Source organism: Allomuricauda ruestringensis DSM 13258, assembly GCF_000224085.1.
In the GTDB taxonomy this organism is placed as follows: Bacteria; Bacteroidota; Bacteroidia; order Flavobacteriales; family Flavobacteriaceae; genus Flagellimonas; species Flagellimonas ruestringensis.
The window spans coordinates 1,712,241-1,733,633 of the sequence record NC_015945.1; the positions used below are offsets into that span (position 1 = coordinate 1,712,241).

The 21,393-nt window shown below is 40.0% G+C and carries 22 protein-coding genes and 1 tRNA gene; 6 read left to right on the top strand and 17 right to left on the bottom strand.

Annotation, left to right across the window (positions count from 1 at the left end; translation table 11 throughout):
• The first annotated feature begins 1,173 nt into the window (after positions 1-1,173).
• The 5 genes from MURRU_RS07755 (at position 1,174) to cydB (ending at position 6,221) form a co-directional block, all read left to right on the top strand.
• On the top strand, positions 1,174-1,839 hold the full coding sequence (locus MURRU_RS07755; protein WP_014032902.1) for a peroxiredoxin: 666 nt from the start codon (positions 1,174-1,176) through the stop codon (positions 1,837-1,839).
• Positions 1,840-1,895: 56 nt separating this feature from the next.
• Positions 1,896-3,236 carry an MBL fold metallo-hydrolase gene (locus MURRU_RS07760; RefSeq protein WP_014032903.1) on the top strand — a complete coding sequence of 447 codons (1,341 nt, stop codon included), beginning with the start codon at positions 1,896-1,898 and terminating at the stop codon, positions 3,234-3,236.
• Positions 3,233-3,712, top strand: coding sequence for a Dps family protein (locus MURRU_RS07765; protein WP_014032904.1), 480 nt, complete (start codon positions 3,233-3,235; stop codon positions 3,710-3,712). Before MURRU_RS07760 ends, MURRU_RS07765 begins: the two co-directional genes overlap by 4 nt.
• Before the next feature lie 95 nt (positions 3,713-3,807).
• Positions 3,808-5,142, top strand: coding sequence for a cytochrome ubiquinol oxidase subunit I (locus tag MURRU_RS07770; protein WP_014032905.1), 1,335 nt, complete (start codon positions 3,808-3,810; stop codon positions 5,140-5,142).
• 2 nt (positions 5,143-5,144) lie between these two features.
• Positions 5,145-6,221, top strand: coding sequence for a cytochrome d ubiquinol oxidase subunit II (gene cydB, locus MURRU_RS07775; RefSeq protein ID WP_014032906.1), 1,077 nt, complete (start codon positions 5,145-5,147; stop codon positions 6,219-6,221).
• Between the two features lie 573 nt (positions 6,222-6,794).
• Here cydB and MURRU_RS07780 read toward each other — a convergent pair.
• The 13 genes from MURRU_RS07780 to MURRU_RS17620 all read right to left on the bottom strand — a co-directional run bounded on the left by MURRU_RS07780 (position 6,795) and on the right by MURRU_RS17620 (position 17,333).
• A tRNA-Arg gene (locus MURRU_RS07780) sits at positions 6,795-6,866 on the bottom strand.
• A 102-nt stretch (positions 6,867-6,968) separates the two neighbouring features.
• Entirely contained in the window at positions 6,969-7,373 is a 405-nt protein-coding gene (locus MURRU_RS07785) for a response regulator (RefSeq protein WP_014032907.1), read from the bottom strand.
• Positions 7,374-7,475: 102 nt separating this feature from the next.
• The gene (locus tag MURRU_RS07790; RefSeq protein ID WP_014032908.1) at positions 7,476-7,889 is read right to left on the bottom strand and encodes a YeeE/YedE family protein; all 414 of its coding nucleotides are present in this window, start codon (positions 7,887-7,889) and stop codon (positions 7,476-7,478) included.
• A complete protein-coding gene (locus MURRU_RS07795; protein WP_041801396.1) occupies positions 7,886-8,443 on the bottom strand; it encodes a YeeE/YedE family protein in 558 nt (185 codons plus the stop codon). Before MURRU_RS07795 ends, MURRU_RS07790 begins: the two co-directional genes overlap by 4 nt.
• A 59-nt stretch (positions 8,444-8,502) precedes the next feature.
• Positions 8,503-8,706 carry a YgaP family membrane protein gene (locus MURRU_RS17615; protein WP_014032910.1) on the bottom strand — a complete coding sequence of 68 codons (204 nt, stop codon included), beginning with the start codon at positions 8,704-8,706 and terminating at the stop codon, positions 8,503-8,505.
• Positions 8,707-8,716: 10 nt separating this feature from the next.
• Positions 8,717-9,022 carry a hypothetical protein gene (locus tag MURRU_RS07800; RefSeq protein ID WP_014032911.1) on the bottom strand — a complete coding sequence of 102 codons (306 nt, stop codon included), beginning with the start codon at positions 9,020-9,022 and terminating at the stop codon, positions 8,717-8,719.
• Positions 9,023-9,127: 105 nt separating this feature from the next.
• Complete coding sequence (locus MURRU_RS07805) at positions 9,128-12,322, bottom strand: efflux RND transporter permease subunit (RefSeq protein ID WP_014032912.1); 3,195 nt, start codon at positions 12,320-12,322, stop codon at positions 9,128-9,130.
• 16 nt (positions 12,323-12,338) lie between these two features.
• Positions 12,339-13,430 carry an efflux RND transporter periplasmic adaptor subunit gene (locus tag MURRU_RS07810; RefSeq protein ID WP_014032913.1) on the bottom strand — a complete coding sequence of 364 codons (1,092 nt, stop codon included), beginning with the start codon at positions 13,428-13,430 and terminating at the stop codon, positions 12,339-12,341.
• 7 nt (positions 13,431-13,437) lie between these two features.
• Complete coding sequence (locus tag MURRU_RS07815; protein ID WP_014032914.1) at positions 13,438-14,742, bottom strand: TolC family protein; 1,305 nt, start codon at positions 14,740-14,742, stop codon at positions 13,438-13,440.
• Between the two features lie 164 nt (positions 14,743-14,906).
• Positions 14,907-15,041, bottom strand: a complete 135-nt coding sequence (locus MURRU_RS18140) for a hypothetical protein (RefSeq protein ID WP_281023871.1) — start codon at positions 15,039-15,041, stop codon at positions 14,907-14,909.
• 6 nt (positions 15,042-15,047) lie between these two features.
• Positions 15,048-16,505, bottom strand: a complete 1,458-nt coding sequence (locus MURRU_RS07820; protein WP_014032916.1) for an NAD(P)/FAD-dependent oxidoreductase — start codon at positions 16,503-16,505, stop codon at positions 15,048-15,050.
• A 185-nt stretch (positions 16,506-16,690) separates the two neighbouring features.
• Positions 16,691-16,819, bottom strand: coding sequence for a hypothetical protein (locus MURRU_RS18145; RefSeq protein ID WP_281023872.1), 129 nt, complete (start codon positions 16,817-16,819; stop codon positions 16,691-16,693).
• Positions 16,820-17,126: 307 nt separating this feature from the next.
• Complete coding sequence (locus MURRU_RS17620; RefSeq protein ID WP_014032917.1) at positions 17,127-17,333, bottom strand: YgaP family membrane protein; 207 nt, start codon at positions 17,331-17,333, stop codon at positions 17,127-17,129.
• 389 nt (positions 17,334-17,722) lie between these two features.
• Here MURRU_RS17620 and MURRU_RS07830 point away from each other — a divergent pair, with 389 nt between their 5' ends.
• Positions 17,723-18,601, top strand: a complete 879-nt coding sequence (locus tag MURRU_RS07830; protein WP_014032918.1) for a sterol desaturase family protein — start codon at positions 17,723-17,725, stop codon at positions 18,599-18,601.
• 3 nt (positions 18,602-18,604) lie between these two features.
• Here the strand turns inward: MURRU_RS07830 and MURRU_RS07835 are convergent, their stop codons facing one another.
• From MURRU_RS07835 to MURRU_RS07850, 4 genes are all read right to left on the bottom strand, one after another.
• Complete coding sequence (locus MURRU_RS07835; protein WP_014032919.1) at positions 18,605-19,204, bottom strand: Tll0287-like domain-containing protein; 600 nt, start codon at positions 19,202-19,204, stop codon at positions 18,605-18,607.
• Complete coding sequence (locus tag MURRU_RS07840; RefSeq protein WP_313777686.1) at positions 19,204-19,494, bottom strand: heavy-metal-associated domain-containing protein; 291 nt, start codon at positions 19,492-19,494, stop codon at positions 19,204-19,206. Before MURRU_RS07840 ends, MURRU_RS07835 begins: the two co-directional genes overlap by 1 nt.
• A complete protein-coding gene (locus MURRU_RS07845) occupies positions 19,490-19,834 on the bottom strand; it encodes a rhodanese-like domain-containing protein (protein ID WP_014032921.1) in 345 nt (114 codons plus the stop codon). The genes MURRU_RS07840 and MURRU_RS07845 overlap by 5 nt, the downstream gene beginning before the upstream one ends.
• A gap of 107 nt (positions 19,835-19,941) precedes the next feature.
• Positions 19,942-21,351, bottom strand: coding sequence for an MBL fold metallo-hydrolase (locus tag MURRU_RS07850; protein WP_014032922.1), 1,410 nt, complete (start codon positions 21,349-21,351; stop codon positions 19,942-19,944).
• Positions 21,352-21,393: the final 42 nt, after the last annotated feature.

The window sequence follows — 21,393 nt, forward strand, 5'->3', positions numbered from 1 at the left end:
GGATTCATTGTCTTTTGTGAAATAACCAATATAGATAGTATTCAATCAAAATAAATCACATTGCCTTACTGATTGATAATGTCCAGGATTAATTAAAAGTGACCATTGTCATTTGATGGTTTCGCCTTACGAAGTAATTTTATGTGATTAAAGAGTCATGTTATGAAAGAACCATATACAACATCGCAAACTAGGATTTATTGGATTCTTTTGATACTATCCTTAATTATCGGTTTCGTTTTGTACGGCTTTTTGCAAGAACAATTTAGCTTGCAATTTCTTGTTTTTTTCTCTGGTGTTCCCTTTTTGTTATTTGTGACAGGAGTTTTTGGATTATTATGGCCCAAATTAAAGCCAGAAGGAGATGAGGTATATATTATTCATGCATTGCTAATAGGATTGTTATTTATCATTCTATTTTTCATTCACGTTTGGATTTTATTACCGCGAATTTGTCCGAATTTTGGTGAGTGTTTGGGATTTTGATTTAGAATATGCAATAAATCAAAATTGATATGGAATCAATTCTTACAATTGTTGAATTGAACTTTGGCAATGATTTCCTATTTACCGTCAATAACGGAGTACGTTTGTTATTGCAACCATGAAAGAAGAAACCGTTTCATTGACCGTGGTAGACCGGTCAATCAGTTAAAGAAAGTAGCTTAATTATTTTATTGATTTTTATAGTAAGCTTGTCCTAAGGATTTAGATACCTAAAATACCGCCATTCTCCAATTACTAAAAAATAATATATCAATTTAACTTGAAGAACAAAAAGACTGATGATGCTATTGAAAGTTTGGTCAACTTTAAGCAGTTTTCATCCCTAAATCCTTAACCAGAAAATATTCTCGGAAGAAATAAAACAAATCTAATAAACGAATTGAATTGCTTAAAGCAAGAGATGTAGATGGAATAATTTTAGGCTGTACAGAATTACCGTTACCGATACAACAAGGAGATGTTGACATTCCAACCTTGGCAACCACCAATCCACATGCGCAAATGGCGGTTGACTTTATTTTTAATAAGTAGTTCATTGAATTAGAGCCTGTGTAATCGTTAAACAACCGTTAAAGTTCAGTAGTGTAACATTCGTTACTGCAAAGATCTTTATCATAAGTTATTTTTATCATGAATTAAACATTGATAAATATAATTTATAACACTATGGAAAATTCTTATTCAGAAAACGAAAAAGTAAATCAAATGCCCCGAATTGGGGATATGGCTCCAGATTTTGAGGCCGTGACCACTAAAGGAAAGATTAAGTTCTCGGAATTTGCCAAGGATAAATGGATCGTAATGTTCTCCCACCCTGCAGATTTTACACCTGTATGCACAACGGAAATGAGCGGGTTCGCACAAAGAAAAGATGAATTTGATGCCTTAAATACTGAACTTCTTGGTTTAAGTATCGATAGTATTCACGCCCACTTGGGTTGGGTTCAAAATGTAAGGGAAAACACTGGTGTATACTTCGATTTCCCAATTATTGCAGATTTGGACATGAAGGTATCCAAATTGTACGGAATGCTTCAACCCAACGAAAGTGAAACCGCAGCAGTACGCGCTGTTTTCTTTATCGATCCAGCTAAAAAAATCAGATTGATCATGTACTATCCTTTAAATGTTGGTAGGAACATGGATGAAATATTAAGGGCCTTGGAAGCGCTACAAACCTCGGATGAGTACAAAGTTGCCATGCCTTTGGATTGGAAAAAAGGAGATAAGGTTATTGTTTCCCCTCCTAAGACTCTAGATGAACTTAATGAAAGACTTGCGGACGATACACTTGAAAAAGTGGATTGGTACCTTGCCAAGAAAGAAATCTAAAAAATAATGTTGAATACGGGGCGCCTTGTTCCAAGGTGCCCTTTAAACCCTATTTTATGGAAATAAAACAGTTTGAATATAAACCTTTAGCCCACTATTCCTATGCTATTGTGGATAATGGTGAAATGGCCGTTATAGATCCAGAAAGGGATCCTATGCAGTACTATGTGTTTGCACAAGAACATGGTGCAAAAATAGTAGCCGTTATTGAAACCCATCCACACGCTGATTTTGTGAGTTCCCACTTGCAAATACACCAAGAAACCGGAGCACCTATTTATCACAGCAAAGATTTGGGTGCCGACTATGAATATGAGCCTTTTGATGAAGGTCAAAGTATTATGGTCGGGGATATCAAGGTTTCTGCCTTAAATACTCCAGGACACTCACCAGACAGTATTACCGTTGTAGCCGAAAAAGACGGAAAAACAGCACTCTTTACAGGGGACACCCTTTTTATTGGGGACGTAGGACGACCAGATTTACGTGAAAAAGCCGGTAATATGACCGCAAAGCGTCAAGAACTGGCCGAAATGATGTATGATACCGTCCAAAATAAATTCAAGGATCTGCCCGATGGAGCTTTGGTGTACCCCGCTCATGGGGCCGGTTCCTTATGTGGAAAAAACCTGAGTTCTGACAATAGCAGTACTCTCGGCAACGAAAGAATGGGTAACTGGGCCTTTAAACCTCAATCAAAAGAAGAATTTGTAAATACCCTTTTGGATAGCCAACCCTTTATCCCATCTTATTTTGGATTTGATGTGGATATCAATAGACGAGGTCCAGAAAATCTAAGAACCTCCATTGCAAAAGTGCCTCTACAATTAAATACAAGTATCAGTGGATTAATTGTGGATGTCAGGGACGAAACAGAATTTAAAAAAGGGCACCTGCCAGGGAGCATCAATATTATGGCCGTTTCGGAAGACTCAAAGTTTGAAACCTGGCTGGGTGCCATAGTTAATCCAGGAGAACCCTTTAGTTTGGTTATCGATAAACCGGATGACATGGAAAAAATATTGGAAAGGGTTGCTAAAATCGGATATGAGAAGCAAGTGAATTTGGTTTTGACGTTGGATGAAACCGAGCTTTTACAAAGTGATAAAATTGACCTGACACATTTTAAAAACAACCCCGATGAGTATACTATTGTGGATATCCGTAACCAAAGTGAAACCAATGAGGGAAAGTATTTTGAAAACGCCATACACATACCATTGAATGAACTACGAAATTCAAAAAACCATATCCCAACTGATAGGCCAATTGTAGTTCATTGTGAAGGTGGTTATAGAAGTGCTATCGGAAGCAGCATTGTAGGGAATATGCATGACAAAGCAAATGTCTTCGATTTAAGCGAAAATATAGATAACTTTAAAAAAACAAAAAGATGAAAAAATCCGAATTAAACAACATTGGTCTAGAAATTAATGACTCAAAGCAAGTTGCAGAAAAGTTAAACGACCTGTTATCAAACTACCAACAATTCTATATGAATTTAAGGGGATTTCATTGGAACATTAAAGGAAAAAAATTCTTTGAACTACATTTAAAATTTGAAGAACTGTATAACGATGCTTTAGAAAAAGTAGATGAGATAGCAGAGCGTATACTCACTTTAAGTCAATCGCCATATCATACATTTTCAAAATACCTAAACCATTCAGAAATTAAGGAAGCAGAAAATGTTTCGGATGGTGAAACAGCAATTGACAATGTTTTAAAAGCTCTAAAAATTTTACTTTCAAAAGAAAGAGTGATCTTAAAAGAAGCAGCTGACGCAGACGACGAAGGTACCGTAGCCCTTATGAGTGAATACATTGTGGAGCAAGAAAAATTGGTTTGGATGTTATCTGCATATAAGAGTTGACCAATATTGGAATAAAGCAAAAGGGGCATTTTAAATGTCTCTTTTTATTTATATAATTCACAAAAATAGATTAAAAACCAAACATCCGATCTCATATGGAAGATATGCTTTTCTATGACCGAATGCAATTTGCATTTACTATTACCTTTCACTATCTCTTCCCTCAATTGACAATGGGATTATCCCTAATGATTGTCTATTTTAAGTGGAAGTTTTTAAGAACTAAAATCGACACATACAATGATGCAGCAAAGTTTTGGATGAAAATCTTTGCACTCAATTTTGCTATGGGTGTAGTTACAGGAATCCCCATGGAGTTTCAATTTGGCACAAATTGGGCTAAATTCTCTGAACTTACCGGAGGGATAATTGGACAGACTTTAGCAATGGAAGGGATGTTTTCCTTTTTCTTGGAATCATCATTTCTTGGGCTTTTTCTGTTTGGGGAAAAGCTACTTGGACATAAGCTTCATTTTGTCACCGGGTTTTTGGTATTTCTTGGCTCATGGGCAAGCGGGTATCTCATTATCGCCACACATTCTTGGATGCAACATCCTGTAGGTTACGAAATCCTTGAAAACGGCAAGTTTGTTTTAAACAATTTTTCCGCATTATTTTCCAATCCTTGGTTACTTCCAGCTTATTTACACAATCAATTGGCTTCACTTATTACAGCATCCTTTGTAGTGGCAGCTATTGGAGCTTTCTATCTATTGAATAACAAACATGGTGAGTTTGGAAAATTATTTGTTAAAACAGGAGTGGTCTTTGGTTTGGTCTCTAGCATCTTGGTTGCATTTCCAACAGGGGATTGGACCGCTAAAAATGTTGTTAAGCACCAACCTGTAACCTTTGCAGCTATGGAAGGAATTTTTGAGACAGAAAAAGGTGGTTCTGAAATTATTTTGATCGGACAACCTGATATGGAAAATAAAAAACTGGACAATAAGGTTGCAGTACCGAATATATTGAGTTTTTTAACTTATCAAAGTTGGGATGCCGAAATTAAAGGCTTAAATGAATTTGATAAAAGCCTATACCCAACCAATGTCCCAGGGCTATATTATGCCTATCATATTATGGTAGGACTTGGCACCATATTTATAGGGTTAATGTTGGCAGCTTCAATTCAACTGTATAGAAAAAGACTTTATAAAACAAAATGGATTCTCTGGTCATTGTTATTAATGTTACCTCTTCCATACATTGCCAATACAACAGGTTGGTACACCGCCGAATTAGGCCGTCAACCATGGTTGGTTTACAACCTTTTAAAAACTGGAGACGGTATATCGCCAACAGTATCTTCAGGTAATACTTTATTTACACTTCTAGGGTTTATTGGACTTTACTTATTATTGGGACTCTTATTTTTAATATTAGTGGGCAAAATCATCAATAAAGGACCTCTTGCCTTAAAACACAATTAACTATGGAATTATTCTGGTACATTGTTTTAATGACTATGCTGGCCATATATGTTATTTTAGATGGCTATGATTTTGGGGCAGGGATCATTCACTTGTTCTTTGCTAAAAACGAAAAAGATAAAAAAGCCATTACGAATGCCATTGGTCCTTTTTGGGATGCCAATGAAGTTTGGTTGATTGCAGCTGGCGGTGTATTATTTTTTGCATTTCCTACCTTATATGCTTCCTCGTTCAGTGGTTTTTATTTACCGCTCATAATAATACTTTGGCTACTTATTTTCAGGGCAATCGGATTGGAATTAAGAGGACAAATACACAATAAAATTTGGGAAATTGTATGGGATAAAGCCTTTGGAATAGCGAGTTTTTTATTGGCTTTGTTTTTTGGTGTTGCCTTGGGAAATGTGGTTAGAGGTGTCAATCTGGGCATGGTTGCAAATGGGGTTTCAACTCAAGAAGCCCATTATTTTTTCTTGCCACTGTGGAACCCGACTTTTAGTCCGAAAGCCGAACATTTGGGTATTATTGATTGGTTTACACTGCTGTTAGGGGTCATCGGTGTTGTCTCATTGACTATCCATGGTGCAAATTGGATTATTTTCAAAACAAATTCATCGTTAAATAAAAAGCTTAAGAGAGTAGTATTCCGCCTAAATATAGCCCTTATCATTTTAGTGATCATATCACTGTTAGTTTGGCATATCATTGAGCCCAAGCCTTTTCATAATTTTATTGAAACACCTTGGTTATGGGTATTTCCCATAATCACTTTCACGGGATTATTTGGTCTATTTAAAGTGAGGTCTTTCAAAAAAGATGGCATGGGATTCCTGTTTTCATCTTTGTTTTTGTTGGGAGGGTTCACATCTACTGCAGCCTCAATTTTTCCAAACCTACTACCATCAAGCAATGGTATTAATCCATCCCTAACAATCGAAAATGTTGCAGCCCATGAATATGGTTTATCCGTTGGTATCAACTGGTTTGTTCTGGCAGTTTTGTTAGTGATTATTTATATGGCCATCCAGTATAGGGTGTTTAAGGGTAAGATGGATGATGTTGGTTATGGAGAACATTAATTATATGTGCACATGATTGGCCTATTTTACTGTGAACTTAACTTTCTTAAATAATATACCGTCTGTTATTATTTATTGCCAACTGACTTTTTTCAATTGTCTAACCTACAACACTTAGCGGAAGACCAATGTTAATGAGATGTCAAAATCTTGTTTGGATTAAAACCTTGATGGTTAAGCCACCATAAAGAACAATCATAACTAAATACTTTTTTACTATGTAACACGGATTAATGTTTATTTAATTCTAAAAAGCAAAATTTACTCTGAAGGGGCTTTGCCATTTTTTGACCTACCGGAATAAAGCCAAAAAAGGACGGAAAAAGTGGAATTTGACCTCATATTTGTCTTCTTTATGTTAAACGTTGACGAAGACGAAGGTCAAATCAAATCGAGTGTTCCAACTAAATTACTGAATTTTAATTACTTAGTTTAAAACAATAACCTAAAAAATGTTGACGATTTGTGAACTTTTAAAGCACATATCAAAGGAATTCAATTGAAATCAAAAAACATTAAATGTCTGATTTTCATTTATTTAATGATTTATTGAATCATTCAGAAGTCAAAAAGTAGCCCCGGCAAGAATCGAACTTGCATCTAAAGTTTAGGAAACTTCTATTCTATCCATTGAACTACGGGGCCATCCATAAAAATGGACTGCAAAAATAGGTTTTTTTAAAAACTTTATGCAACCGTGGGAATCAAATTAGCTTGATTTACTTTTAAGCCATTGGAGAGGTCAGGCTAAGCCCGTTTTTTCTCTTCTTCTTTCAATATTTTTTCCAGATAGGAACGTGACAAAGGCTTGTCCACGTAACCGGAAATCAACCCATTCTTTTTGGCTATGGCGCGATCCTTAGCATTGGTAAAGGCTGAAAGTACATATACACTTGGAAGTTCGTGCTCCACGAACAAATTTTTAAGGTTTTGTAAAAAATCCCATCCGTTCATATCATCCATAACAAGATCTAAAAAGACAATGTCAGGTAATCTGTCGTGCTTCTCAATGGAACTGAAACAGGCTTGTATACCTTCTTCGCCACTGGAACAGGTAACAATATCAAAATTACCTTGGGATTGTTGTATACAGTACCGGGTTGCGAACTGTGACACCAAATCATCATCTATGATAAACGTGGTAAGCTTCATTATTTGTGCATTAAGTAGGTTTGGGACAGGCAAAGCTAGAGGCTGGACTCCAATGAGCCATTCATTTTCGTTGTTTTGCCCAAATATCCCGTTAAGTCACTCTTAGTGTGGTAATTTACTCCTTAAAACGCCATACGCAAAGGCTCCAAGTAACGCTCCAACCAAAACAATGACTATGGGCCAATACCCAGCTCCCACCAAAATATAGATAGGTCCGGGACAAGCTCCGGCCAAGGCCCACCCCAATCCAAAGAGTGCTCCTCCCAAAATGTATCTGGCAATTGATTTTTCTTTGTCCAGTATAGTAATTGTTTCTCCTGAAAATGATTTTAGCTTCGATTTTTTGATCCATTGCACCAAAACAATGCCCACTGCCAATGCCGAGCCAATGATTCCGTACATGTGGAACGAATCAAACTGGAACATTTCATATATCCTAAACCACGAAGCAGCTTCCGATTTATACAAAACAATTCCCAAAAAGATGCCCAATATGATGTATACTACATTCTTCATACCGTAAAAATTAAGGGAAACAACAAGTGAACCATGATCAATCCTCCGATAAAAAATCCGATAACTGCAATCAAGGAAGGTCGCTGTAAATTGCTCAAACCAGAAATAGCATGCCCAGAGGTACAACCTCCCGCATATCTTGTGCCAAATCCTACCAAAAAGCCAGCCACCAAAAGAATGATCCACACTTTAGGATCGGCAAGGGATTCCACACTAAAAAGTTCCGTGGGCAAATAGGCTGTACCAGCACTATCAAACCCGAGTTCTTGCAATTTGGTAACGGTTTTATCTGAAATGTTTACTGCTGGATTGGGGGAAAGCAGCTGAGCTCCAACAAACCCCCCGATTACAGAGCCAAGGACAACCAAAAGGTTCCAGCGTTTGGATTTTACATCTATTTTGAAGTAATCCGAAAACTTTCCAGCACCACCAATGGAACAAAAAGTCTCAAGGTTGGACGACATTCCAAAACGTTTGCCCATAAGAATAAGCAAAGCCATGATCAGGGCAATGAGTGGGCCCGATACATACCAAGGCCAAGGTTGATAAAGCATTTTCGTGAGATTTTGGGCAAAGATCACGAAAATGCCTTAAATAACAAACTTATGGGATATCAACAACAGTTCTTATCAGAATCTTGAACTCCGAATTTCTTCAAAATATCTTCCAACAAGCACCATCTGGTCAAGGATGACTGAAGCAAGTTGGCCCCGACAAAAGCGGTAAACCAAAGCCAATTTTGACTTACATAAATAGCCAAAATCAGACTTATTAATATAAACGTTCCCGCTACGCCTCTTACAATTCTATTTCTCATAATTTAATTTTTATACAGTTCTTTCAATAGGTACCTCAACCGCCCGAATGGGGTTTGTGGTCTCACTTTTTTGGTTGAATTCTTCCAACAATTTGAAAAACTCGGTGACTTTTTCTTCCTCGGTGAAGGAAAAAAACAGGTTGGAAGCCGCTCCACCCTTTTCACTTGGGAACCAACTATTGGTGTAGAACATAGGCGGAGTGTTTTTGTACCCATCTATGTCCGACCCGCTAAAATTTTCTATACCTGCCTTTTTGAAGAGTTTGAACACTTCCTTTTCATACTCTTCTACCGTGGTAACGATGATCATTTTCATGTGCTTATTTTTATAGTTTTTTCAATGGTCACATGGAACCTTTGACGACTAAAAGAATCATTGTACTGTGTGTCCAAAGATTATTTTAGTCGTGTCGGTTTCATTTTACTTGTAGTTTTTGCGTTCAATTAGATAATAAACCAATGGCACCACCAATAGCGTCAAGACGGTGGATACTATGGTTCCTCCCATAAGCGATATGGCCAATCCCTGAAAAATAGGGTCGAACAAGATCACAAAGGCTCCAATAACCACGGTTCCTGCAGTCAATAAAATTGGTGTGGTACGAACGGCACCCGCTTCTATCACAGCTTGTTTCAAGGGAACCCCGTCATCCAATCTTAAATTGACGAAGTCAATCAGTAGCACCGAGTTCCGTACCATGATTCCCGCAAGGGCAATCATACCGATAAAAGATGTTGCTGTAAAGAATGCACCGAGCAACCAGTGTCCGAGCACAATCCCAATCAATGACAATGGTATGGCTACCATCATCACCATAGGTGCCTTAAAGTTTTGGAACCACCCCACGATCAACATATAAATAATGACAATCACACCCAAGAATGCGATTCCCAAATCGCGGAACACCTCCAAGGTAATTTGCCATTCTCCATCCCACTTTACGGTGTAATCATCTTCAAATTGGGGCTGTTCCATGTAAAGCTCATTGATGGAGTATCCCTGCGGAAGTTTCAATTGATTCAGCTTATCGGTCATCCCCAAAATGGCATAAACCGGACTTTCCAATTCCCCCGCCATATCGGACATTACATACACCACTCTTTTTTGATTTTTTCTGTAGATACTTTTGGCTTTGATTCCTTCTTTCACCGAAACCAAATCACCAACAGATACCATATTGCCCTGCTGTGATGCTATTTTCAGTTGCTTGATTTCCTCCAAGCTGGATTTATCCTTCTCACTAATGGAAAGTACAATTCCAATTTGGTCAAAGGCATCTTCACGGTAGATATGCGATACGGGCTGTTCACGGAAGGCCATGGCCATCACCTGTACAATTTGTTGCGGAGTAATGCCATAAAGCATCGCTTTTTCCTTATCGATCACAAAATCATACTCCACTTGATCATCTTCGACCATCCAATCCACATCCACCACATCGGCAGTGTTGTTCAAGATGCCCTTCACCTTGTCGGCCAAGGCAATCTGCTTGTCGTAATCGGGACCGTAAACCTCAGCCACAATGGTAGATAATACGGGAGGCCCTGGGGGTACTTCAACAATTTTGATGTTCGCATCGTATTTTTTGCCCAATTCCTGGATTTTTGGTCTGAGCAATTTGGCAATGTCGTGACTTTGCTCGCTTCTGTCGTGCTTGTCCACCAAATTGACTTGAATATCGGCCATATTACTACCTCCCCGAAGGTCGTAGTGCCTTACCAATCCATTGAAGGTAATCGGAGCCGATGTACCTACGTAGGTTTGATAGTTGACCACTTCCGGACGAGTGGACAGATACGCTCCAATTTCTTTGGTTACAGCCGATGTCCTTTCCAAGGTCGTTCCTTCGGGAAGGTCTATCACTACTTGGAACTCGTTCTTGTTATCAAAAGGAAGCATTTTTACGGCTACCGATTTGGTAAAGAACATTCCTATGGAGGCAAGCAGCAAGAAGAAGGTAATCCCCAAGAACAACCATCTTTTTTTCTTGCTCTCGATCAAAGGACTTTCAAAGCGCGAATAGGCTTTGTAGATAAACGTATCTTGGATTTCGACCGGTTTTTCTTCTTTTTTCTTCTTTTTGTCTTTCTCTCTCAGGAAGATGTAGCCCAAATACGGGGTTATCGTCAATGCCACAAACAATGATAGCAACATCGCAATCGAAGCTCCAATGGGCATGGGCGACATATAAGGTCCCATCAAGCCAGATACAAATGCCATGGGCAACACCGATGCAATTACCGTGAAGGTGGCCAAAATTGTCGGGTTCCCTACCTCGTTGATGGCATAAATCGCAGCATCTTTAAACGGCAACCGTTTCATTTTAAAGTGACGGTGCATGTTCTCCGCAATGATGATGGAGTCGTCCACCACGATACCGGTTACAAAAACCAAAGCGAACAAGGTGATTCGGTTTAAGGTGTAATCCAGCATATAGTAACTGAGCAAAGTCAATGCAAAGGTAATGGGCACCGATAGGAACACCACGAGTCCACCTCTCCACCCCATGGCCAACATGACCACAAAGGTCACGGCAATGATGGCGCCGATCAAGTGCATCAACAATTCAGATACTTTTTGCGATGCAGTCTGTCCATAGTTTCGGGTCACCTCAACCTTTACCTCATCTGGAATCAGGGTTGTTTTTAAATGATCCACTTTCTCCAACACCACATCGGCAATCTTCATCGCATCGGCACCTTTGCGCTTGGCAATGGATATGGTTACCGCCGGATATTCTGATTTATAGGTCTCTGCTTTTTCACTTGCTTCTCCAAATCCAAGGGAAACATAGTTTTTAGGTAGTTCTGGGCCATCCAATACCTTTGCAATCTGTTTTAGATAGATGGGTTGACTTTGTTTGGTGCCTACAATCAGGTTTTCAAGGTCTTCTTTGGTCTCCAAAAAATTTCCTGTGCTGATGTGGAACTCGGTATCGTTGGAAATGAAGTTACCGGAATCCATCTGTTGGTTATTGGCTTTTATCATTTGGGCCACGGCCAACATATCAATGCCAGATTCGGCCATTTTATCCTTGTCCACCACCACACGAAGCTGGGGACTGCGTCCTCCTATCTTTTTGGTGATGGAAACACCATTAACTTTTTCGATCTCGTTGATGAGCTCTCCTGAAATTTGCCTTAACTGAAAATCATTGTACTCCTCGCTCCAAAGTGTCAAGGCCAGCATGGGTACATCATCAATGGCACGTGTTTTTACCAAAGGCATGGTAACTCCAGCCGGCATTTGGTCCATGTGCTTGTTGATCTCATCGTACAAGCGTACCAAAGACCTTTCGATATCTTCTCCCACGTAGAACTGTACAATGGCCATTCCCTGCTCTTGCATGGAAGTGGTGTACACATATTCTACGCCTTTAATGTTCGATATAATTTTTTCCAGTGGTTTTGTAATCCTGGATTCCACCTCTGTTGGGCTGGCTCCGGGATACCCCACAAATATGTCCGCCATGGGCACGTCTATCTGGGGCTCTTCTTCCCTTGGAATCAGAAAAGAACTGTACACCCCAATCACCATAAATACGATCATTAAGAGTACAGTTAGTTTGGAGCTTATAAACCCTTTGGCTATTCTACCTGCAAGTCCTTCTTTCATTGTTAGCGTTTTTGGGTTATTGAATGCTTACTTTAGCTCCGTTGTACAACTTACCCTCTGCCGAGACGATATATTGGTCTCCTTCGGACAGGCCGGACAAAACTTCTACTTCATCGCCATAGGTATCGCCCAGTCTCAACCAACGTAAAAGAGCGACATTGTCTTGCCCCAGGGTATAAACACCCGTTAACTGACCTTTATGCACCAAGGCTTTGGACGGAACGGTAACAACTGTTTTACCATTGCTCTCATTTTCCGCCTCGAGCCTTACGGTTGCATACATACCTGACAAAATCTTGGTTTCTGTTCTGTCCAATAATACTTTCATTACATATTGTCCTCCTGTATTTTGTGCCGAGGCACTCAACTCCGATACTTTACCTGTAATCGTGGTATCCAAAGCCTTTACCAGAATGTGTGCTTTGGTTCCCACTTCTATACCGGAAATATTATTCTCTGAAACCTTCGCAACTACTTCAAAACCTCCTCCAGCTGATTCAATGGATACCAACGGAACACCTGGATTGGCCATATCGCCTTCTTCAATGTAGGTGTTGGTGACCACCCCACTGAAAGGGGTCCTAATGTTCGCGTAGGCGAATTGGGAATTCACTTCGTTCTTCATTTGGTTTGCGGCTTCCAATCTGGCTTTAGCCATTTCGTAGCGTGCGGTCATATCATCCAGCTCTTTTTGTGAAGCACTGTTTTGCTCAAAAAGATTCTGAAATCTTTCATAGTCCTTCTTTGCATTATTGAAGGCCGCAGTAGCCTCTGTAATGGATGCCTCCACCTGTGCTTTTTTGGCACGTAGGTCTACATTGTTGATTGAAATCAAAAGGTCTCCCTTGTTTACTTTCTGACCTATTTTTACAGGAAGTGATTCCACATGACCCATTATTCTAGTACTCAAGGTGGCGCTATTCACGGCCTTAATTTGACCACTACCCGCCAAAATGGTGGAACTATCGCCCATGTCCACATCGGCAATGGTTACCTTTACAGCCTCTGAGGTCGTTGCGGCTTGTTTTTCATCACTCCCACACCCTGCAAGGGTCAATCCCAAAGCAAGAATTAAAGTGAAGCTTTTATATATCGTAGTGTTTTTCATGTTGCAATTATTCTTTGGTTAAAAATGTTAATAAGGATTGTGCTTGATTGTATTCAAAAATGGTTTGATAATAGGCCAATTGTTTTTCGGCATAGGTGGCTTCGGCCATCAATAGATCCGTTGTTTTTTCCAAACCTTCCTTGAATCTGTTGGTACGAATCCTTAAGGATTCTTCGGATTGCTCCATAGCCAATTTTGAGGTCTGGAGTCTACTCGCGGCATCCTCGACCATCCGTTTGGTGCGTTGTAGCTCCATAGTACTTTTGGCGATGTACTGTTCGTATTCCTGTTTCGCTTTTTCATAACTTGTTTTGCTCTTTCCTACTTTGGCAAAGCGTTGGGATCCTTTAAAAACATCCCAGCTCAGACTTGCCCCAATAATGTATCCTTTGGCATCGGCCTGAAAAATTTGATCGTCGTACATTTCGTAGCTGGCAAATGCATTCAGTCTTGGCAAAAAGGTCATATTGTCGGCCTTCATGTTTGCTTTGTAGGCTTCGGACACCAAATCCATGGCTTTTACATCGGCCCTGTTTTCCAGTGAAACTTCCACTGATTCGCCCAAATTATCAGGCACCAATTCTTCGGAGGGTTCATAGACCACATCTCCCTGTTCGTTCATTAAAAAGGCTAGGTAGTCCGATGCATTTTTCACATTGCTTTTAGCAGTATTCAGTTGATCGGAAACCTCAGTTACTCGAACCTTTACTTCCAACAGATCTGCTTTTTGAAGCAAGCCTTGGTCGAAGCTGTTCTGTGCCATATTCAAATTGGCATTGGCGGCATCGTAGGCTTTTTGAAGTACGGCCACAGCTCTGTGCGCCAATTGCAGTTGACCATAAGCCTTTTGGGCTTCAAAATCCAGATAGTCCCTAGTTCTCATGGCCTGAAGCTCTTTGGCTTCCATAGTGGTCTTGGCGGCTTTACGCTGATAAAATCCATCTAAATTGATCAAGGGCTGTTCCACCGAAACTTTGGTGGTGTAGTTCTCAATCTGATCTGGGTCGTTCAACAAAGCAGGGTTGAAATCTGCCTGGGTCAAAATCTCCTGGTTGAGTTTGGAACCAAAGGCCATCAATGGATTCGTGGTTGCCATTCCTGTATGCGACACAGCAATCTGTGGCAAAAAGATGGAGTTGGAGAACCTATAATCGTATTTTGCCATTTTGGCTTCCTGTTCGGACACCTTGATGCTGGCATTGGACTCTTGCACCTTTGTCAATACTTCTTCCAAAGAAATTTTGACAGGGTCTTGGGCAAATAGTTGTCCCTGGATCCAAATGAGTATTGTTAATGTAATTATTCGTTTCATGTATTTAAATAATTTGAAGCAAAATTAAATTTGGCTATTCAACTGCACAGTAACCTTGGTTACCGAGAAAAATGTCCTGTTTTCCTAAAAAAATGAACCTCAACATGCCCCGATTACCAAAGAAATGGGTCATATTGAGGCTTGTCCAATAAGGAGGACATGTTTTAAGCGTTCCGGGTTCCCCCGTGTCCCCCGGCAACAATGACCAATACTTTTATGCTCAAATAGATGAACTTAAAGAACTGGATTATGGGGTTCATCATAACAAATCGTTTGTATTTGGATATTCTTCGTGTCATAACTGTCTATTCTGGAATTAACCACCAAAAGGGTTTCATTTTTGCTTTGTAAAGGAAGGCGTGGTGCAATGCCAACTTCAGCCAATGTCCGGCAAGACCAATGGTACCAAAGGTTTTGCCCAATTTTCTGCCGTGTGTGTCTGGATATTTCTTAAAATCCGGCACAATGGGGTAGGTGGTTATGCTGATACCACTGCCCTTCGTCATCCCAAATCCTGCCGATGCTATGCATGCTGCGCCCATATTACCCATAGACCCTTTGTGATGGAGTTCATCATTGGAATGCTTGATCATTTCTATGATGTTGTCGGCCACCAATTTTGCAGTGATGCCCGATGGCATTCCCGTTCTTGGAGGAGCGGGTGAAATATCGGTGCCATTTTTGCTCTTTCTGGGTTTGGAAATACTGTGTGGTGGTGCAAAGGCAATTCCTGGGGCAAAAATATTGGGATAGGAAGGGTTTTGATAGGTTTCCGGCCAATCCTGTACACTCCACTCTTCATAAGGTTTGGGTGTGTAGTCGGCATCCACGATCATGAATCCCCTAAAAAGTCTGTCCGTGATATCGCCCCCTGTTTTGTCGTAGGCCTTAAAACCATGACCTGAAAAGGAAGGAATCAACATGGCAAAATCAAAAGATTCCTGTTTTTGCTCCCCTCCAAGGTTTTCATAATGGGCCACCCCATCTTCCACTTTATGGACACCAGCTCCCAAAATCCATTTGATTCCCCTATCCTCAAAAACCATTTCCACCATTTCACTGGACTTCATAATGTTGCTTCCATAACTCAACAACATACCGTCCATGCCAAAATCTCCAAGATTATATTCATTGGCAATCCAGGTGATCTCAGCCATATCCCTCACTTTGTGCCTACGCAGCTCTTGTTCCACGTTCAGGATGTATTCGAAGGCTGCACCCTGGCAGGTTGATTTCGCATGCCCGGTCCCAATCAAAATTTTGGCCTTTTTCCCCTGTTTCATTTGTTGGATAAGATCATTCAGGGCGTTCCATGCCTCATCGGCATGGGTATAGGTGCAAACGGAATGGGCTTTATTTTTTCCGGGGGACAGTCCTTCAGTGGCTTCAAAATTGAGTTTTGGCCCAGTGGCATTGATCAGGTAATCATAGGTCACTTTTTCCGTGGCTCCTTTTTCGTTCCCTGACACATATTCTGCCAACACATAAGGTTTTGGCTCTTGCTGGTCGCCTTCGGGATGGAAACTGACGGCCTTGGCCTGTTTATAATCGATATGTTTTTTTGCATACAAGGGTGCCAATGGGAACAGGATGTCCTTCGGTTTCATTCTGCCAATTCCCACCCAGATATTGGAAGGGATCCATTGGTAGTTACTGTTGGGTGACACCACCACTACTTCATGCGCTTTGGAGAGCTTTCTTCTGAGATGGGATGCGGCCACATGACCTGCTATACCAGCTCCAAGGACGACTATTTTGGCCATTTTTATATCATTTTACCCAAAGTTAGCTTTTGGTTACCAGATATAAAGTGACCTAGGTCACATTACATAAAACAAGTATGGGTAAGTCACAAATATCCAATGATTGCAAAAATTATCGATCAAAAACAGTTTTAACACAACGATAAACATCATCGTTTAAAAACTGCTATATACAAAGAAGTTGTTTATTTTTTGCCACTGTTCATCATGGCCAAGACTGCAATTACGAGAACAACGACCACAAGAGCGAACACACCTATCATCCAGATGCCGTTCTCCCATGATACCAATGGAATACTAAAGAGTGTTTTCACAACGTATTGGTTTTAAGTTTAAATCAAAATTAACTACTGTGCTGTAACCAAAACATGATAATCCTCATAAAGCCCTTAACCAACTTTCTGGATTTTAATGCGTAAAACTCAAATTCCTGCATTTTAAACACAAAAAAGAGGGTTATCTAAAAGTTCGTTATCTGTCAGTTCGAGCGTCCCGAAAACTTTCTGGAAGAACCTGAATTATATTGGTAATCAATGGGTTTCGACTGCGCTCAACCTGACACATTCAAACTTTTGTTGTTTTTTAGAAGGTAGCCTCTTCCTTTTCAACCATCAAAAAAATCTAATTCTTGACCTTACATGTACTAATCCCCAAAAGGGTGTACAAAGGACAAAAACTAACAAAGCTCGTTAAGACAAACATGACAGCTAATGCCAGCAATATATACGCTAATGTTCCTGTAATCACATTAAAATAATACAGTGCCCCTACACCAAGTGCCAGGATAATCCGAATTGTGCGGTCTGCACCGCCCATGTTTTTTTTCATAATTGATAGTTTATGATTCTTGCTACCCGTTGTGCATTATGATTGAAATTCGTCATTTCGATTAGATTTCACGACAGCATGAATGAAATTTGTATCGAGAAAGGAATTTTTATCTAAAAAAGGTTCTCGATACGATTTTTCGTTCCTCAAAATCGAACTGACGCCCAGAACTAAATTTTATGTTCAAAATGCACAATGGGTTCTTGCTATACAATTTACCAAAAATTGGATCAGCTTGTGCAGCTTCTTTTTGATTTTCAAAGAATTGTTTTAAAAAAGTAGAGGTTCATTGCAAACCGGATAGTAAACTTGGTTGCACAGATGCACTATTTTTAAAGTATTTTTGTTTTTGAATCAGTTTTTAGCTTTTTTAACGACTCAATACAAGTATGCTGGATTATTTTGATGCTTTTATCAACGGTTTTTTGGGAACGGTCAGGTGGACTTGGAAATCAATCATTTTTGAAGTCCCCTGGTACACCAACTATTTCTGGGGCCTGATCCTAATTTCTGTTTTAGTTTGGGTTTTGGAGATTTTGTTTCCTTGGCGTAAGGAACAATCCATTTTTAGAAAGGATTTTTGGTTGGACACATTTTACATGTTTTTCAACTTTTTCATTTTTGCCATTGTAATAAATGGGGTTTACAAAGTACTCGGTGTATTTTTTGCCGATGTGGGAATTACTTCAAAAACATTGACCATTGTAGATATTGCACATTGGTCACAATGGGTTCAATTGCTAGTCTTTTTTGTGGTTCTCGATTTTGTGCAGTGGTTTACCCACGTGTTACTGCACAGGTATCCCGTGCTTTGGGAGTTCCATAAAGTGCACCATAGTGTTAAAGAAATGGGTTTTGCGGCCCATATGCGTTTCCATTGGATGGAAAATGTTCTTTACAAGCCTTTAAAAACATTGGGGGTGATGGTTCTTGGTGGTTTTGAACCTGAACAGGCCTATATTGTACATTTTGCGGCTATTGCTATTGGGCATTTCAACCATTCTAACATCAAATTGACCTACGGACCATTAAAATATATCTTGAACAATCCCGTGATGCACCTGTACCACCATGCATACAATCTACCAGAAGGACATCGGTATGGAATGAATTATGGCATAAGTCTCAGTGTCTGGGATTATCTTTTCAAAACCAATTACATTCCGGAAAGTGGCGGAAAAATTGAATTGGGGTTCCCTGGTGATGATAAATTGCCCAAAGGATTTTGGGGCCAGTTGGTTCACGGATTCAAAAAGCCCAAAAAATAAAATCTAATCAGAAGAGCTTTTTGAAGCATCGAAAACTATACTCCAAATACCTCGTACCTCATCGGGCCCATAACCAACTGCCTTGTCTTCTGGATAAAGTTTTGATAAATGGGTTAGCACCTCTGGAGCAATATTTTTTTCTGGGATTCCATGACAATTCAAGCACAAACCTGTGGTAATAATAGGGTAGTAGAAATAAACTTCCCCGTTTGCCTTATCCAAAATAGGTGCGATTGAATCACCTGATGCAACTGCTTTCTTAAATGTTTCTATATATGTCAATTCTGTGGCATTGGCCTTATTGTTGGGATTTCGGGGTTTATCGGAAACCCTTTTTATTCGGGCGTTAAACTTTGTAGCCATGCTATCCGTTAATGGATAGGCTTTCTCGTTACAGAAAACAACAGCCTCCTCTACACCCTTGTTCTGTATAGTTTCCATTAATGTTTTTCCCAAAACTTTCTGGGTTCCTTGGGCATAGGACATGCCTATTTCTGCATAATCAGGATTTTCGGGCGATACTTTTTTATCCGATATTTTTGGCCCCTGCTTACAGGAAAGGAGCAGCAGAAAAATTAATATGGAAATTGGAGAAAATCGCATTATTTGGATATTTTACCACTGGCACAACTTACAAAATATTTTGCTTTTTCCACAAAACCATTTTCCTCATCATTAGTGGGGTAGCCCATTTGTTTGAGGGTTTCCTTAACCAAGGAAGCATCATCGGTGCTTTGATGTTCAAAGCTGACCGATGAGCTATCCTTCTCCACAATCACATCTTTTATTTCTTTTATTTCTGATAATTCCTTCGAAATGGTATTGATACACCCTCCGCATTTGAGGTTTTGTAGCCGGAATGTTGTTTTTATATTGACTATATCCAGATCAATAGCACCAACCCATGTATCCGCCTTTTAAATCGTAAACCTTGGTGAAGCCCAAACTCACCAGCTTTTTTGCTGCTTTTTGACTTCTATTTCCAGATTGGCAATAAATGTACACGGGAACATCTTTTTTCAATTTTGAAAAAGCCGATTCAAATACAGGCCCTTGGAAAAAATCAATGTTCTTGGCTCCTTTTATATGACCGGACATAAATTCTCTCTTTGTTCTAACATCAACCAATTGGACCTTAGCTTTGGAAATGGCTTCTTTATATTTATCCCTATCCAAAATATTGATTTCATCAGGGAGATTTTGTTCTTTGAACAAAAAACTGAATATTGACATAGTATCGTTATTTTAAGGGGCTAAAATACCTCAACCAACCTATGAGGGTCAGTAACGATAGTTACACAAAAACAACTTTAATGCTTTTTTATGAAGTTATCCCCACCTTACTTCAAAGTAGTAGGACATACGTAATCCGTAACCGGAATTCCCGCATTTTTAATGTCGGCAAAACCGCCTGTTACATCAACTAGGTTATGAATCCCCCTACTTTTTAAGATAGAAGAAGCTATCATGCTCCTATAACCTCCTGCACAATGGACATAGAACGTTTCTTGTTCTGGAAATTCTGCCATATGATTGTTGATAAAATCCAAAGGGGTTAAATGAGCATCTTCCACGTGCTCTGCTTTAAATTCAGATTCTTTTCTAACATCATAAACGGGCACACCTTTATCCACTAATGCTTTTAGCGCTTCGGCATTAACGCTGTCCACGGTATCAACTTCTTTCCTCGCTTTTTTCCAAGCCTCGATTCCTCCTTTCAAATAACCAAGGGTCTTGTCAAAACCTACCCTTGACAATCTGGTAATGGTTTCCTCTTCCCGTCCTTCGGGGGTTACGAGCAGAATCGGTTGTTTTACATCGGCAACCAGGGCACCGACCCAAGGAGCAAAACTTCCGTCCAGCCCAATAAATATGGAACGGGGCACATGGCCTTTGGCAAATTCATCTTGATGGCGCACATCGAGCACAATGGCCCCTGTTTCGTTGGCAGCAGTTTCAAAAGCCTCTGGAGATAGGGCTTGGGTTCCCCTTTCCAATATTTTGTCGATATCCTCGTAACCTTCTTTGTTCATTTTCACATTGAGTGGAAAGTATTGCGGTGGTGGCAAAAGGCCTTCTGTTACTTCCTCGATAAATTCATCTCTCGTCATATCTGCCCTGAGAGCGTAGTTCATTTTTTTCTGGTTGCCCAAGGTATCCACGGTTTCTTTCATCATGTTTTTTCCGCAAGCGGAACCGGCTCCGTGTGCCGGATAAACAATCACATCATCGGCCAATGGCATAATCTTGTTGCGAAGGCTATCAAACAAAGTACCGGCCAACTCTTCTTGCGTCATGTGGGCTGCCTTTTGGGCAAGGTCAGGCCTTCCCACATCTCCCAGGAACAAGGTGTCCCCGCTGAAAATGGCATGGTCTTTTCCATTTTCATCCTTCAACAAATAGGTTGTGCTTTCCATGGTATGCCCAGGCGTGTGCATAGCTGTTATGGTAATTTTCCCCAACTTAAACTCTTGCCCATCTTCAGCGATAATTGCATCAAAAGATGGTTTTGCCGTTGGGCCGTATACGATAGGTGCTCCTGTTTCTTTGGACAGCGTTACGTGCCCGCTCACAAAATCCGCATGGAAATGGGTCTCAAAAATGTACTTGATGGTTGCCCTATCTTCCTTGGCCTTTTTTATGTAGGGCTGCACTTCCCTGAGTGGGTCTATAATGGCGGCTTCCCCTTCACTTTCTATATAATAGGCTCCTTGGGCCAAGCACCCTGTGTATATTTGTTCAATTTTCATTTCTTATGGTTTTTCCCAAAAATAAATTTACCTCTTGCACTT

Excerpts from the sequence above, each read along its gene's own strand:
- MURRU_RS07755 (WP_014032902.1), top strand. The coding sequence starts at position 1,174 with ATGGAAAATTCTTATTCAGAAAACGAAAAAGTAAATCAAATGCCCCGA.
- MURRU_RS07760 (WP_014032903.1), top strand. The coding sequence starts at position 1,896 with ATGGAAATAAAACAGTTTGAATATAAACCTTTAGCCCACTATTCCTAT.
- MURRU_RS07765 (WP_014032904.1), top strand. The coding sequence starts at position 3,233 with ATGAAAAAATCCGAATTAAACAACATTGGTCTAGAAATTAATGACTCA.
- MURRU_RS07770 (WP_014032905.1), top strand. The coding sequence starts at position 3,808 with ATGGAAGATATGCTTTTCTATGACCGAATGCAATTTGCATTTACTATT.
- cydB (WP_014032906.1), top strand. The coding sequence starts at position 5,145 with ATGGAATTATTCTGGTACATTGTTTTAATGACTATGCTGGCCATATAT.
- MURRU_RS07785 (WP_014032907.1), bottom strand. The coding sequence starts at position 7,373 with ATGAAGCTTACCACGTTTATCATAGATGATGATTTGGTGTCACAGTTC.
- MURRU_RS07790 (WP_014032908.1), bottom strand. The coding sequence starts at position 7,889 with ATGAAGAATGTAGTATACATCATATTGGGCATCTTTTTGGGAATTGTT.
- MURRU_RS07795 (WP_041801396.1), bottom strand. The coding sequence starts at position 8,443 with ATGCTTTATCAACCTTGGCCTTGGTATGTATCGGGCCCACTCATTGCC.
- MURRU_RS17615 (WP_014032910.1), bottom strand. The coding sequence starts at position 8,706 with ATGAGAAATAGAATTGTAAGAGGCGTAGCGGGAACGTTTATATTAATA.
- MURRU_RS07800 (WP_014032911.1), bottom strand. The coding sequence starts at position 9,022 with ATGAAAATGATCATCGTTACCACGGTAGAAGAGTATGAAAAGGAAGTG.
- MURRU_RS07805 (WP_014032912.1), bottom strand. The coding sequence starts at position 12,322 with ATGAAAGAAGGACTTGCAGGTAGAATAGCCAAAGGGTTTATAAGCTCC.
- MURRU_RS07810 (WP_014032913.1), bottom strand. The coding sequence starts at position 13,430 with ATGAAAAACACTACGATATATAAAAGCTTCACTTTAATTCTTGCTTTG.
- MURRU_RS07815 (WP_014032914.1), bottom strand. The coding sequence starts at position 14,742 with ATGAAACGAATAATTACATTAACAATACTCATTTGGATCCAGGGACAA.
- MURRU_RS18140 (WP_281023871.1), bottom strand. The coding sequence starts at position 15,041 with ATGACACGAAGAATATCCAAATACAAACGATTTGTTATGATGAACCCC.
- MURRU_RS07820 (WP_014032916.1), bottom strand. The coding sequence starts at position 16,505 with ATGGCCAAAATAGTCGTCCTTGGAGCTGGTATAGCAGGTCATGTGGCC.
- MURRU_RS17620 (WP_014032917.1), bottom strand. The coding sequence starts at position 17,333 with ATGAAAAAAAACATGGGCGGTGCAGACCGCACAATTCGGATTATCCTG.
- MURRU_RS07830 (WP_014032918.1), top strand. The coding sequence starts at position 17,723 with ATGCTGGATTATTTTGATGCTTTTATCAACGGTTTTTTGGGAACGGTC.
- MURRU_RS07835 (WP_014032919.1), bottom strand. The coding sequence starts at position 19,204 with ATGCGATTTTCTCCAATTTCCATATTAATTTTTCTGCTGCTCCTTTCC.
- MURRU_RS07845 (WP_014032921.1), bottom strand. The coding sequence starts at position 19,834 with ATGTCAATATTCAGTTTTTTGTTCAAAGAACAAAATCTCCCTGATGAA.
- MURRU_RS07850 (WP_014032922.1), bottom strand. The coding sequence starts at position 21,351 with ATGAAAATTGAACAAATATACACAGGGTGCTTGGCCCAAGGAGCCTAT.